The sequence below is a fragment of the Variovorax sp. P1_H12_2 genome, assembly GCF_056405335.1.
The window spans coordinates 1-13137 of record NZ_JBFUCI010000157.1; the positions used below are offsets into that span (position 1 = coordinate 1).

A 13137-nucleotide genomic window follows, 5' to 3' on the forward strand; every position below is an offset into this window, starting at 1 on the left:
GCGCACAATGGGCACTCGGGGCTTGGTTGGAATAATTTTCCAGGCTATATGAATATAGCGCAAAGTTATATTTGCGAATCGCCCATCATCCGCTCATAACTTACTACTTGGCATAGACATTGCCTTTGCAAGGTGTCGCTTTTCTTTTCTGCTGAGAACCGAATGACCTGCTCACTGATCACTGATCTCCCGCCGAACCGGGCCGAGCTCGCCAAGGCGGCTCACATCGGCATCGACTGATCGCCCGGATACGATATTTATCCAATGACCATCCCTTCTCTTTCCCATTCCCAGGCCGCACCCGGCGGACTGGCCGCGCTCGAGCAGCGCCTGGCCCAGGATCTCGAATGCCTGGGCTGGCCGGCACGCGACTGGATGCCGCAGCAAGCGGCCGAAGATGGCCTGTCCGTGCTCGACGTCGCCATCATCGGCGCGGGCCAGGCCGGCCTGGCCGCGGCGGCTGCGCTGGCCCAGCAGGGCATCCACGCGGTGGTCTTCGACCGCGCGCCGCGCGACTTCGAAGGCCCCTGGGCGAGTACCGCGCGCATGGAGACGCTGCGCTCGCCCAAGGAACTCACCGGTCCGGCGCTCGGCCTGCCGGCACTGACCTTCCGTGCCTGGTTCGAGGCGCAGTTCGGTGCCGACGCCTGGACCCGGCTCGACAAGATTCCGCGCCTGCAGTGGATGGACTACCTGCGCTGGTACCGCCGCGTGATGTCGGTCGACGTGCGCAACGACACCGCCATCACCGCCATCGCACCGCGTGCCGACGGCAAGGTGCTGCTTGACCTGCAGACGCCGGGCGGCGCATCGCGCACGCTGGCGCGCCGCGTGGTGCTGGCCACCGGCCGCGACGGGCTCGGCGGCCCTGCCATTCCGGCCTTTGTGCGGGCGCTCGACCGCACGCGCTGGGCACATTCCTCCGACGTGATGGACTACGGTCGCCTCGAAGGACTGCGCGTGGGCGTGATCGGCGCCGGCTCCTCGGCCATGGACAGCGCGGCGACGGCACTGGAAGCGGGCGCAAAGAGCGTCGACCTGCTGATCCGCCGCGACGACCTGCCGCGCATCAACAAGTCCAAGGGCGCCGGCGTGCCGGGCCTGACGCACGGGCACTTCGACCTGCCCGACGAACTGAAATGGCGCCTGCGCCACTACATCAACGTATCGAACGTGCCGCCGCCGCACGGCAGCACGCTGCGCGTGTCGCGTCATCCGAACGCGCGCTTCAACTTCGGCTGCCCGATCCTGTCGGTCGAGCCGGACGGCCAGGCCCTGCGCGCGAGCACGCCCAGGGGCGAGTTCGTCTTCGACTTCCTGATCGTGTCGACCGGCTTTCGCATCGACTGGAGCGTGCGCCCCGAGTACGCGGCCATCGCGCCGCACGTGCGTGCCTGGAAGGACCGCTTCACCCACGCGCCCGGCCAGGACGACCCGGAACTGGCCGACTCGCCCGACCTCGGGCCGATCTTCGAACTGCAGGAGAAGACCACGGGCGCCTGCCCCGGCCTGGACCGCATCCATTGCTTCTGCTACCCGGCGGTACTCTCGCACGGCGCCGTGTCCGGCGATATCCCGGCCATCAGCGACGGCGCACGACGGCTGGCGAACGGCATCGCGAGCCTGTTCTACCGTGAGGACTTCGAGCACCACTTCGCGCGGCTCGAGGCCTACGACGATCCGGAACTCCTCGGCGACGAGTGGGTGGCCGCCTGAGCGCGCGCTTTTCTCATTTTCGACGTTTCAACCCTCCAGGACCCCACATGACAATTTCTTCCCCCGTCGACGTGATCGACCACGCCGTGCCGCTCGCGGCATCGCAGACGACGCACGCCGTGCGCCACCAACGCACCAAGGTGGTGGCCGCCACGCAGGCGAGCTACGAAGGCATGTTCACGCCCGAGGTCGAAGGCATCTCGGTCGTCGAGCGGCTGCTCACCGCCTTTCACGCCTGCCGCCTGTCGAAGTCGACCAGCCTGAGCGCGCACTACCGCGAACGCCTGCTCGCCGAGAAGGCCGACCCCGCGCTGATCGACGCCGTCGGTGCCGGCCGCACCGCCGCGCTCGGCGATTCGCGCATCGAAACCATCCTCGGCTTCACCACCAAGCTGATCGAGCGCCCGATCGAGGGCGACCGCGATGCGGTGCAGGCGCTGGTCCGCGCCGGCCTGAGCACGCCGGCCATCGTCGCGCTGGCGCAGCTCGTCGCCTTTCTCTCCTATCAGGTGCGCGTCGTGGCAGGCCTGCAGGCGATGGCCGCCGCGGAGGGCGCGAAATGAGCGGCGTCATCCAGATCAACGGCTTCACCAACGAGGTGCTCGATTGGGCCTCCTGGCTCGACACCGTGCAGCTCGAAAGCGCCACGCCCGAGCAGATCGCCGCGCTCGACGAGATGAGCCCGACGGCCAAGCAGTCGGCCTACTTCCTGCTGCTGGCGCACCAGCCGGAAATCCTGCTGCAGCGCTCCATCGCCTTCAACGCGATCATGTTCGCGCCCGGCGGCATGCCGCGCGCAGAGCGCGAACTCGGCGCCACGGTGGAATCGCGCATCAACGGCTGCGTGTACTGCACCTCGGTCCATGCGCAGCGCTTCGAGCAACTGGCCAAGCGCCGTGACGTGATCGAGCAGGTCTTCGAGGACCCGGCCACCGCCGGCACCAGCGCGCGCGAGAAGGCCATCGTCCAGTTCTCGGCCGAACTCACGCTGCGGCCCGACGCGCTGTCCGCCGAGCATGTGCAGGCGCTCAAGGCCGTGGGCCTGAGCGACCTGGAAGTGCTCGACCTGGTCCATTCGGTGGCGCTCTTCGCCTGGGCCAACCGCCTGATGCTGAACCTCGGCGAGCCGATCTTTCCTGCGCCGGCCGAAGCGGCACCCGCATGACGCGCCGCAGCCCCAGCGCTTTCCCCTGTCTCGTCTCCCGTTCTTCCTCTTTCCAGGAGCTTCCATGAAATCCATCCTCCGCACGGCGGCGCCCGCCCTGCTGGCCGCCGGCCTCGCGCTGGCGGCGTCGGCCGCTTTCGCGCAGAACAAGATCGTGATCGGCTACCAGCTGCCGCTGTCGGGTGACAACTCGCAGTACGGCACGCTGTTCAAGAACTCGGCCAATCTCGCGCTGGGAGACTTCAACAAGGCCGGCAAGCTCAAGGGCAGCACGGTCGAGATCCGCTTCGAGGACAGCAAGAGCGACGCCAAGGAAGGCGTGAACATCGCGAAGAAATTCGCCGACGACCCGGCCATCGTGGGCGTGCTGGGCGACTTCAACTCCACCGTGTCGATGGCCGCCGGCCAGGTCTATGCGCAGCAGAAGCTGCCGCAGCTGTCGCAGACCGCGTCGCATCCCGACTTCCTGAAGATCAGCGACTGGCAGTTTCGCAACATCACGACGATGGACATCGAGTCGCCCTTCATCGCCAAGTGGCTGGCCGAGAACGGCCTGAAGAAGTACGCGGTCGTCGCGATCCAGAACGACTGGGGCCTGAGCGCCGTGAAGGCCTTCACCGAAGCCGCGAAGGCCGCGGGCACGCAGATCACGAGCACCGAGTTCTTCAACCCGGGCAACCGCGACTTCCGCTCGATCATCACCAAGCAGAGCCGCGACAAGCCCGATGCAATCGTGATGTTCATGTTCTACGAGGAAGGTGCCTCGTTCCTGCAGCAGCGCACGCAGCTCGGCGTCAAGACGCCGACCTACGGCGCCTCGTCGATGTACGCGCCCAAGCTCATCGAGCTGGCCGGCCCGAGCGCGGACGGCGTGAAGTTCCCGACCACCTTCGTGGCGAGCAACCCGGCGCCGAAGGTCAAGGCCTTCGTCGACGACTACAAGAAGCACTACAGCGCCGAGCCCAGCATGTTCGCGGCGCAGGCCTTCGACGCCACCAACATCATGCTCGATGCCATCGTTGCGGCAGGCCCGAACCCGACGCGCCAGAAGGTGCGCGACGCGCTCGCCGCCACCAAGGGCTTCCCGGGCGTCACCGGCGACACCACCTTCGACCCGAAGACGCGCGAACCGTCCAAGGGCCTGACCCGCATGGAAGTCCGCTCGGGCGCCTTCACCGTCGTCGCCCAGTAGAGCCATCGGCCGCAGGAGGAGGGCGGGGCGGTTCCCGCGCCTCGCACGTCAAGGAAGAATATGTTCGATGCAATCTTGGTGCAGCAGCTCGCGAACGGGCTGAGCCTCGGGCTCGTCTACGCACTGATGGCGATCGGCTTCACGCTGATCTTCGGTGTGCTCAACGTCGTCAACTTCGCCCACGGCGAGATCTACATGCTCGGCGCCTACGCCGGCCTGCTGTTCATCACGAGCACGGCGCCGCCGCTGTTCGCGGTGCTGCTGTTCGTGCTGGCCGTGGGCGCGGCGCTGGGCTTCAGCCTGGAGCGCATCGCCTTCCGGCCGTTCCGCCGCTTCCGGGACGAAGCCTCGCTGAAGTCGAAGGCGATCCGCGAGGCGACGCTGCTGTCGTCGCTGGCGCTGTCGATCGTCATCCGCGAGCTGGTCGAGAAGTTCTTCGGGGCGAGCATGCAGACGATTCCGCAGGCGTATCTGCTGATGACGCCGATCGAGATCGGCCCGATCTCCTTCTCCAGCGGCCAGTTCGTGATCTTCGGCCTGTCGATCGTCATGCTGGCGGGCCTGTACTTCCTGCTGTTCCGCACGCGCATCGGGCTGTCGATCCGCGCCGTGGCCAACAATCCGATGGGCGCGATGTACGTCGGCCTGAACACCGAGCGCACCATCGTCGCGACCTTCGTCATCGGCTCGATGATGGGCGCCGTGGCCGGCCTCGTGGTCGGCCTGTACCAGGGCTCGATCTTTCCGTCGATGGGCTTCACGCCGGGCGTGAAGGCCTTCGTCGCGATGGTGATGGGCGGGCTCAGCTCGATCGGCGGCGCGGTCGTCTGCGCGCTGATCCTCGGCATGGCCGAGGCGCTGACCACCACCTTCTTCGCGCAGGGCTGGGGCGACATGGTCGCCTACCTGTTCTTGCTGATCACGCTGGTGTTCTTCCCGACCGGCCTGTTCGGCGGCGGGCGCGAGCGCGCCTGAGCACCGGCACACTCATTCTCTCCATGAAATCTTCCCGAACCCTCACGCTCGCGCTGCTGGCGGTGCTGATGCTGGCGGTGCCGGCGCTCGGCCTGCTGGTCGGCGGCGGCTACATCTTCCGCATCGCGACCACCATCTGCGTGTTCTCGATCCTGACGCTCAGCGCCAACCTCATCACGGGCACCACCGGGCTGCTGTCGCTCGGCCATGCGGCCTTCTATGGCATCGGCGCGTACACCGCGGCGCTGCTGGGGACGGTGCTGCACTGGCCGGTCTGGCTGACGCTGCCGGTGGCCGGCATCGTCACGGCCTGCGCGGGCATCCTGCTGGCGCTGCCGACGATGCGGCTGGTCGGCATCTACTTCGCGGTCGCCACGCTGGGCGTCGGCGAGATCATCCACGTCACGCTGCTCAACTGGGTCGGCTTCACCCGCGGGCCGATGGGCATCAGCGGCATCCCGCCGCTGCACCTGCCGGGCCTGCCGGCCAACAGCGACATGGCGGCCTATCTGGTCACGGCGCTGTGCCTGGCGGCCACCGTGGCCGTCGTGCACCGGCTCTCGCATTCGTACTTCGGCAATGCGCTGCGCGCCGTGCGCGAAGACGACCAGTGCGCCGAGGCCATGGGCCTGAACGTCGTGCGGCTGAAGGTCCAGGTGTTCGGCTTCTCCTGCTTCTTCGCCGGCGTGGCCGGTGCGCTGTGGGCGCACAGCACCGGCTACGTGTCGCCGGCCGACTTCCGCTTTTCCGAGTCGATCCTGATCATCTCGATGATCGTGGTCGGCGGCCTCGGCAGCGTGCCCGGCGCCATCATCGGTGCGGTGCTGCTGATCGGCCTGCCCGAGCTGATGCGCCCGATCGGCGACTTCCGCATGATCGTCGTCGGCCTGGTGATGTTCCTGTCGATCATGTTCCGGCCCAAGGGCCTCTTCGGCGAGGTCTCGGCCATCGAACTGGTGCGCAAGCGCTTCGGCGCGGCCTGGCGCGCCAACGGGCAGCTGGGCTGGCGCTGAGCGGGAGCCAAGGCAAACGACATGACCCATCTTCTCGACATCGACAACGTCTCGCGGCACTACGGCGGCCTGACCGCCGTGGGCGAGTTCAGCGGCCACATCGCCAGGGGCGAACGCGTCGGCCTGATCGGCCCCAACGGCGCGGGCAAGACCACGCTGTTCGACCTGATCACCAGCTACACGCGCCTGTCTTCCGGCGACGTGCGCTTCGAAGGGCGCTCGATCTCTGCGCGCAAGCCGCACGAGGTGGCGCGCCTGGGCATCGCGCGCACCTTCCAGAACCTGCGCATCCTGCCGAACGTGACGGTGTTCGACAACGTGTCGATCGGCGCGCTCGGCCACGTGGGCCACAGCCCGTGGAACAGCCTGTTTGCGCGGCGCGCCATTTCCGAGCGCATCAGCCGCCTCACCATGCAGGCGCTCGAGCGCACCGGCCTCGAGTCGCTGGCCGGCGAACTGGCCGCCAATCTGTCCTACGGCAAGCGCAAGTACCTCGAGATCGCGCGGGCGCTCGCGCTGCAGCCGACGCTGCTGATCCTCGACGAACCCGCGGCCGGCCTGAACGACACCGAGACCGCCGAGCTCGCCAGCTTCGTGCGGGCCCTGTCGGCCGAAGGCATGACGATTCTGCTGGTCGAGCACGACATGGGCTTCGTCATGAACCTGTGCGAGCGCGTGATGGTGATGGCATCGGGCCAGAAGATCGCCGACGGCCCGCCCGGCGTGATCTCGCAAGACCCGAAGGTGCTCGACGCCTACCTTGGCAGCGACGTCGAGGAAGACGCGCCGGCCGCCGTGACGGCCGCCGTGCCATTGGGAGAACCCGCATGAACGAAGCGCTGCTGCGCGTCAGCAATCTCGGGGTCCGCATCGGACAGCAGACCATCCTGCACGACGTGTCGATCGAAGTGCCGACAAGCGGCATCGTCAGCGTGCTCGGCAGCAACGGCGTCGGCAAGACCACGCTGATGCGCGCGCTCTCGGGCGTCTACAAGGTCACGTCGGGCCAGGTGATGTTCGAAGGCCGGGACATCACGAACCGGCCGCCGCACGAGGTGGTGGCCGGCGGCCTGGCCCAGGCGCCCGAAGGCCGGCAGATCTTCTCGGCCATGACCGTGCTCGAGAACCTGAAGCTCGGTGCCGGCAAGCGCCCCGCGTCGGAGTTCGCGCACGACCTCGAGCGCATGCTCACGCGCTTTCCGCGCCTGAAGGAGCGCATCGCGCAGAAAGCCGGCTCGATGTCCGGCGGCGAGCAGCAGATGCTGTGCATCGCCCGCGCGCTCATGAGCCGGCCGCGGTTGCTGCTGATGGACGAGCCATCGATGGGCCTGGCGCCGATCGTCGTGCGGCAGGTGTTCGAGCTGGTGCGCGACATCCGCGCCGAAGGCACGGCGGTGCTGCTGGTCGAACAGAACGCGCGCGCCGCACTTCGTGTCGCCGACCACGCCTATGTGATGGACAGCGGCCGCATCGTGCTGAGTGGCGATGCGGCTACCATGGCGACGGACGCGCGCGTCAGCGCGGCCTATCTGGGTGGCCACGCGGGTTGACCTTCCTGCCCCGGGCCATCGGATTCGAGAAGCTCTGAAAGACCCGCCATGCCAGATCCACTCTTCCCGCATGCAGCCGTCGCCATCGACGCCCAAGGCGTGGCCACCGTCACGATCCGCGAAGCGAAGTCGCTGAACATCCTGAGCACGCCGGTCATCACCGACCTGACCCAGGCGCTGCGCCAACTCGCGGCCGATCCGAAGGTGCGGGCGGTCGTCTTTCGCGGCACCGGCGACAAGGCCTTCGTCGCCGGCGCCGACATCAAGGAGATGGGCGGGCTGGACGTCGTGTCGGCCAAGGGGTTCATCGACCGGCTGAGGCAGCTTTGCGAAGCGGTGCGGCAGTTTCCGGCACCGGTCATCGCCCGGATTCCGGGCTGGGCCCTCGGCGGCGGCCTGGAGCTCGCGCTCGCCTGCGACCTCCGGATCGCCTCCAGCCAGGCCCATTTCGGCATGCCGGAGGTGAAGGTCGGCATTCCCTCGATCATCCATGCCGCGCTGCTGCCCAGGCTGATCGGAAACGCCCGCGCCAGCTGGCTCTTGCTGACCGGCGAGAACATCGACGCGGCACGCGCCCTGTCCTGGGGGCTGGTCGATGCCGTGGTCGCGCCCGAGGATCTCGACGAAGAGGTGGCCCGGACGGCGCGTCAGTTCGCCTCCTACGGGCCCGCGGTGATGCGCCAGCAGAAGCGCCTGCTGCGCGAGTGGCAGCAAGAGCCGCTGGAAACGTCGATCAGCCACGGTGTGGACGAGTTCGCCAGCGCGTTCGCGACCGGGGAGCCGCAGCGCTACATGCGGGCCTTCGTCGACAAGCGCTCATCGCCTTGAGCCACGCCATCGTTCCGTAGAATGCCTGCAAGGGATGGGTCTTCAGCCACGCAACGACGTCCGCAGGCCGGCCGGGTGATCGGCCGGCACGGCGAATGCGAAGGGTAGGCATGCGTGGCGATCTGCAAGATAGGGGCACAGTCATGCACCGGGTCGTATGGACATCCTTGAACATCGTCGGCGCCGGCACGGGCACGACGATGGGCAATGGCGCGGGCCCGCATGCCATCCGCTGCTGAACCCGCCACCCCCTCCGATGCCGGGAGGGACCAGGTCTCCATGCATGACCTGCTGCGTTTCGAGCGCCTGCTGTCGGATCTCTCGAGGAGCTTCGTCGGGCTGYCGCCGCAAGGCATCGATGCGGCGATCCAGGACGCACTGGCGCGCATCGTGTCCGCGCTGGGGATCGACCGCTCCACCCTCAGCCGGGTGTCTTCGCTGAGCGGCCGGATCGAGGTCACCCATTCATTCGCGGTCGACGGCGTCGAACCGGTGCCCCATGCCCTGTCGGCACGCGAGACGACCCCCTGGGTCCTGGCGATGGCGCTGGCCAACAAGCCGATCGTGTTCACGCGCCTCGACGACCTGCCGCCGGAAGCGGCACTCGACCGGGAGACCTATCGCAGCATCGGCCTCAAGTCGCACGTCACCATGCCGATCGTGGTCGGCGGGCAATTGCACGGCGGGCTGAGCTTCGGCTGCGTGCGCGAGGAGCGGGTCTGGCCGGAGGCCCTGCTGACCCGGATGCGGCTGCTGGCGGAGGTGTTCGGCAGCGCATTGGCGCGCAAGCGGGCGCAGGAGGAACTCGACAACGCGATCGGCTTCGAGCGGCTCGCGAGCGGCATCCTGACTTCCCTGGTGCTGGCGGAGCCCGGCGAGGAGAACCTTGCGATCGGCATCGGCCTGCGGCAGATCGGCCAGTTCATGGGCGCCGAGCAGGTCGCGCTCTGGCAGCGCGTCGCCGGCGAGGCCCGATTCGGCGGCACGCAGCAATGGCATGCGGAAGGCTTCGCGCCTCCGCTGGGCCTGGGGGACACGCCCGTGCTTGCCTGGGTGGGCGACAGGGTCGCCGCGGGCTGCATCGTGCGGCTGGGCCGGATCGCCGATCTGCCGCGGGAGGCGGAGGCCGACAGGGCGGCACTGGCGGCCACCGGCGTCTGCTCCCTGCTGGTGGTTCCGATTTCGGTCTCCGGCAGGGTCTCCGGCGCCCTCTCGATCGCGAGCATGCAGCGCCCGAACGAATGGCCCGACGCGCTGACGCCGGGCGTCAGCCTGCTCGCCGAAGTCTTCGGCAGCCTGCAGGCGCGCGAGGCCGCCGAGCGCCGCAAGCTCGCCGCGGAGGTCGAGGCGGCGCATTGGCGCGAGCGCCTCGCCCACCTGGTGCGCGTTCACACAGCGGGCGAAATGTCCGTGGCGCTGGCTCACGAGATCACKCAGCCGMTCGGTGCGATCGAGAACTACGCGCTGGCCGCACGCCGCCGTGCGTCCGAGCCGGCGCCCGACCTGGCTCGGGTGATGGACCTGCTGGACAAGGTCGTCGGCCAGGCGACGCGCGCCGGCGACGTGGTGACGCGCATGCGCAGCATGGCGCAGCGGCACGAGCTGGACCCCAAGCCGATCGACATCGAGCAGGCGATCGCCGAATGCATCGGCATGGTGAAGATGGACTGCGAGCTGCGCGACATTCGCATCCGGTCGGCGGCGGCGAACGGATTGCCGGTGGTGGTGGTCGACGAGATCCATCTGCAGCAGGTGGTGCTGAACCTGCTTCGCAATGCGATGGAGGCGATCGCGCTTCCAGGTTCCGGCAGCGCGAGGGAAATCGGCATCGTCATCGCGCCGAACGAGCGCGGCGAGGTCCAGGTGGAGGTCGGGGACAGCGGCGCCGGCATCGCCGAAGGCGACCTGGAGCGGGTCTTCGAGTCCTTCTATTCGACCAAGTCCAGCGGCCTGGGCGTCGGCCTGGCGATCTGCCGCAAGCTGATCGAGGCGCACGGCGGCACGCTGTGGGCCTCGCACAATCCCGGCGGCGGAGCCTTGTTCCGCTTCACCCTTCCCATCACCCCACCCGCAGACTGACGCCATGACCGAACCCACCGTATTCATCATCGACGACGACGAAGGCTATCGCGATTCGGTCCAGGAGCTCGTGAGTTCGGTCGGCCTGCCGACCGAGACCTTCGGCTCGGCGCTGGATTTCCTCGAGGTGTTCGATCCCGAACGCCCGGGCTGCCTGGTGCTGGACGTGCGCATGGCGCGCATGAACGGGCTGGCGCTGCAGGAGCGCCTGATCGCGATGGGGGCGCGCATCCCCATCGTCTTCATCAGCGGCCACGGCGACATCGCGATGGCGGTCAAGGCGGTCAAGGACGGTGCGGTGGATTTCGTCCAGAAGCCGTATCGCGAGCAGCAGTTGCTCGATGCGATCGACGAGGCGCTGAGGCGGAATGCGGCACACCGCGCGCCCGCCGGGGATGCGCAGCAGGGGGTCGCGAAGCGGGTCGAGGCCTTGAGCACGCGCGAGCGCGAGGTGATGACCCTGGCCCTGCAGGGCTTGCCGAGCAAGCTGATCGCCAAGGAACTGGCCATCAGCCACCGGACGGTCGAGCAGCACCGCAGCCGCCTCCTCGAGAAGCTGGGCGTCGGCTCGATCAACGAGCTGTTGCGGCTCGGTGTCGACGGTGAAGGCCGCCGCTATTCGAGCGCCGAGGCCGGGCCGAAGAACTCGTAGCGCGTCTGCCGGTCCGGCACGCCCAGCGTGCGCAGGGCGGTCTTCACCTGCTGCATGAACGGCTTCGGTCCGAGGAAGTAGGCATCGACGTCGCGCGTCGTCGCGGGCAGCCACTGGGCGAGCTTGTTCACATCGAGGCGCCCCACGGCATCCGGTGCATCGGCTTCGACCTGGGTGTCGTGAACTTCGTCGTAGCAATAGAAGCGCTCGAGCTGCGGATGCTTGTGCGCGAGCGCATCGATGACCTGGCGGAAGGCGTGCACGCCGCGGGTGCGCGCGCAGTGGATGAAGTGCACCGCGCGCGTCGTCTTCAGCGCGGCCTCGAGCATCGCCAGTGTCGGCGTGATGCCCACGCCGCCGCTGATCAGCACCAGCGGCCGATCGCTCGGTTCCAGCGTGAAGGCCCCCGCCGGCGGGAACAGCTCGACCGTGCTGCCTTCGCCGACCTGGTCGTGCAGGTGGCCGGAAGCCAGGCCGCCGGTCTCGCGCTTGACGCTGATGCGGTAGGTCTTGCCGTTGGGCGCTGCGGACAGCGAGTAGTTGCGCCGGATCTCGTTGCCGTCGACCACGAGCCGCAGCCCGATGTACTGGCCGGGCTTGAAATCGAGAATCGGCTGGCCGTCGGCCGGTGCCAGGTAGAACGAAAGGATCTCCTCGCTCTCGACTTCCTTCTTCACCACCACGAAGGGCCGTGCGCCGCGCCAGCCGCCGGGCGCTTCGGCACGCTCATCGTAGGCCTGCTTCTCGGCACCGATCAGGATGTCGGCGAGCTGGCCGTAGGCCGCGCCCCAGGCGGCGATCACCTCGTCGGTGGCGATCTCGGCGCCAAGCACTTCGCGGATCGCGCGAAGCAGGCAGGCGCCGACGATCGGGTAGTGCTCGGGCAGCACCTGCAGCGCGACGTGCTTGTTGACGATCTGGCCCGCGAGCTCGCCGAGCGCCTCGAGGCGATCGATGTTCTTCGCGTACATCAGCACGCCGTTGGCCAGGGCGCGCGGCTGTTCGCCGCTGGCCTGGTGGGCCTGGTTGAAGAGCGGCCGCACTTCGGGATGCTCATCGAGCATGATCCGGTAGAAGTGGGTCGTCAGCGCCTCGCCTCCCGTTTCGAGCAGCGGGACGGTGGCGGTGACGATGGACTTTTGTTGCGCGGTCAGCACGGGAGGGGCTCCTTGGGGTTCACATGGGATGCCGTGTTCCTTGCAAGCCCCGTTCCAGGCCCGATGGCCTTGCAAATCAAGGACTTGGCGCTGTTGCTGTCTTTTTGACCTGGATAGAATCGAGTCATTATGACCTCTCGCCATGTCCAAATGACTGCTGACAAGCTGCTCGAGGCGGTCGCCCCCCTGGTGGCGGACATGGGCGCCGGTCTGCCCGGCGAGGAGCTGTACCGCCGGCTGCTGCAGTCCCTGCGCGTGCTGCTGCCCTGCGATGCGGCCGCGTTGCTGCGRCTGGAGGACGGCAGCCTGCTTCCGCTCGCGGTCGACGGACTGAGCCGCGACACGCTGGGCCGTCGCTTCCGGATCGCCGAGCACCCGCGCTTCGCGGCGCTGCTGGGCGCCGGCGGGCCCTTGCGCTTTCCCTCCGACAGCCCGCTGCCGGACCCGTACGACGGCCTGGTGGAGGGCGTGCACGGCGACCTGGACGTGCACGACTGCGTCGGCTGCCCGATCCACCTCCACCAGCGGATCTGGGGCCTGCTCACGCTCGATGCGCTGCAGCCGGACCGCTTCTCGCGCGGGGACCTCGCGGCGCTGCAGCTGTTCGCGAGCCTGGCGGCGGCCATCGTCACGGTGGCCGGGCGCATCGAGCAGCTCGAGGACCGCGTGGCGCTGGAAAGCCTGCGCGCGGAAGGCTTCAGGCTCGCCGCCGCGCCGCGGGCGCGCGAACTGACCGGCCGCAGCGCGGCCATGCGCCGGCTGCTGGCCGACATCGCGCTGGTCGCCGGCAGCGAGCTCTCGGTGCTGATC

Annotated in this window: 13 protein-coding genes; 12 read left to right on the forward strand and 1 reads right to left on the reverse strand. The window is 68.3% G+C overall.

Annotated elements, in window-relative coordinates; genetic code table 11:
- The first annotated feature begins 264 nt into the window (after positions 1-264).
- The 11 genes from AC1D2K_RS16955 (at position 265) to AC1D2K_RS17005 (ending at position 11170) form a co-directional block, all read left to right on the forward strand.
- Positions 265-1716 (forward strand): SidA/IucD/PvdA family monooxygenase, encoded by a 1452-nt coding sequence (locus tag AC1D2K_RS16955; RefSeq protein WP_478090002.1) that lies wholly within the window; start codon positions 265-267, stop codon positions 1714-1716.
- A 47-nt stretch (positions 1717-1763) separates the two neighbouring features.
- Positions 1764-2279 carry a CMD domain-containing protein gene (locus AC1D2K_RS16960; protein ID WP_478090003.1) on the forward strand — a complete coding sequence of 172 codons (516 nt, stop codon included), beginning with the start codon at positions 1764-1766 and terminating at the stop codon, positions 2277-2279.
- Positions 2276-2881 carry a peroxidase-related enzyme gene (locus tag AC1D2K_RS16965; protein WP_478090004.1) on the forward strand — a complete coding sequence of 202 codons (606 nt, stop codon included), beginning with the start codon at positions 2276-2278 and terminating at the stop codon, positions 2879-2881. Before AC1D2K_RS16960 ends, AC1D2K_RS16965 begins: the two co-directional genes overlap by 4 nt.
- 64 nt (positions 2882-2945) lie before the next feature.
- Complete coding sequence (locus AC1D2K_RS16970) at positions 2946-4073, forward strand: ABC transporter substrate-binding protein (RefSeq protein ID WP_478090005.1); 1128 nt, start codon at positions 2946-2948, stop codon at positions 4071-4073.
- A gap of 60 nt (positions 4074-4133) precedes the next feature.
- A complete protein-coding gene (locus AC1D2K_RS16975) occupies positions 4134-5048 on the forward strand; it encodes a branched-chain amino acid ABC transporter permease (protein WP_442283445.1) in 915 nt (304 codons plus the stop codon).
- A 23-nt stretch (positions 5049-5071) separates the two neighbouring features.
- The gene (locus AC1D2K_RS16980; RefSeq protein ID WP_478090006.1) at positions 5072-6061 is read left to right on the forward strand and encodes a branched-chain amino acid ABC transporter permease; all 990 of its coding nucleotides are present in this window, start codon (positions 5072-5074) and stop codon (positions 6059-6061) included.
- 21 nt (positions 6062-6082) lie between these two features.
- Complete coding sequence (locus tag AC1D2K_RS16985) at positions 6083-6892, forward strand: ABC transporter ATP-binding protein (protein WP_478090007.1); 810 nt, start codon at positions 6083-6085, stop codon at positions 6890-6892.
- 8 nt (positions 6893-6900) lie between these two features.
- On the forward strand, positions 6901-7611 hold the full coding sequence (locus AC1D2K_RS16990; protein WP_478090013.1) for an ABC transporter ATP-binding protein: 711 nt from the start codon (positions 6901-6903) through the stop codon (positions 7609-7611).
- A gap of 48 nt (positions 7612-7659) precedes the next feature.
- Positions 7660-8439 carry an enoyl-CoA hydratase gene (locus AC1D2K_RS16995; protein ID WP_478090008.1) on the forward strand — a complete coding sequence of 260 codons (780 nt, stop codon included), beginning with the start codon at positions 7660-7662 and terminating at the stop codon, positions 8437-8439.
- A gap of 279 nt (positions 8440-8718) precedes the next feature.
- Positions 8719-10518 (forward strand): GAF domain-containing sensor histidine kinase, encoded by a 1800-nt coding sequence (locus tag AC1D2K_RS17000; protein ID WP_478090009.1) that lies wholly within the window; start codon positions 8719-8721, stop codon positions 10516-10518.
- A 4-nt stretch (positions 10519-10522) separates the two neighbouring features.
- On the forward strand, positions 10523-11170 hold the full coding sequence (locus AC1D2K_RS17005) for a response regulator transcription factor (RefSeq protein ID WP_478090010.1): 648 nt from the start codon (positions 10523-10525) through the stop codon (positions 11168-11170).
- Here the strand turns inward: AC1D2K_RS17005 and hmpA are convergent.
- Positions 11134-12327, reverse strand: coding sequence for an NO-inducible flavohemoprotein (gene hmpA / locus AC1D2K_RS17010; protein ID WP_478090011.1), 1194 nt, complete (start codon positions 12325-12327; stop codon positions 11134-11136). The two genes, AC1D2K_RS17005 and hmpA, sit on opposite strands and share 37 nt — an antisense overlap.
- A gap of 150 nt (positions 12328-12477) precedes the next feature.
- Between hmpA and AC1D2K_RS17015 the strand changes: the two genes are divergently transcribed.
- On the forward strand, positions 12478-13137 hold a 660-nt coding region (locus AC1D2K_RS17015; protein WP_478090012.1), incomplete at its 3' end, for a GAF domain-containing protein.

What these genes read in the sequence shown, in the direction of transcription:
- AC1D2K_RS16955 (WP_478090002.1), top strand. Translation starts at nt 265, where the DNA reads ATGACCATCCCTTCTCTTTCCCATTCCCAGGCCGCACCCGGCGGACTG.
- AC1D2K_RS16985 (WP_478090007.1), top strand. Translation starts at nt 6,083, where the DNA reads ATGACCCATCTTCTCGACATCGACAACGTCTCGCGGCACTACGGCGGC.
- AC1D2K_RS16980 (WP_478090006.1), top strand. Translation starts at nt 5,072, where the DNA reads ATGAAATCTTCCCGAACCCTCACGCTCGCGCTGCTGGCGGTGCTGATG.
- AC1D2K_RS17005 (WP_478090010.1), top strand. Translation starts at nt 10,523, where the DNA reads ATGACCGAACCCACCGTATTCATCATCGACGACGACGAAGGCTATCGC.
- AC1D2K_RS16995 (WP_478090008.1), top strand. Translation starts at nt 7,660, where the DNA reads ATGCCAGATCCACTCTTCCCGCATGCAGCCGTCGCCATCGACGCCCAA.
- AC1D2K_RS16970 (WP_478090005.1), top strand. Translation starts at nt 2,946, where the DNA reads ATGAAATCCATCCTCCGCACGGCGGCGCCCGCCCTGCTGGCCGCCGGC.
- AC1D2K_RS16960 (WP_478090003.1), top strand. Translation starts at nt 1,764, where the DNA reads ATGACAATTTCTTCCCCCGTCGACGTGATCGACCACGCCGTGCCGCTC.
- AC1D2K_RS16975 (WP_442283445.1), top strand. Translation starts at nt 4,134, where the DNA reads ATGTTCGATGCAATCTTGGTGCAGCAGCTCGCGAACGGGCTGAGCCTC.
- AC1D2K_RS16965 (WP_478090004.1), top strand. Translation starts at nt 2,276, where the DNA reads ATGAGCGGCGTCATCCAGATCAACGGCTTCACCAACGAGGTGCTCGAT.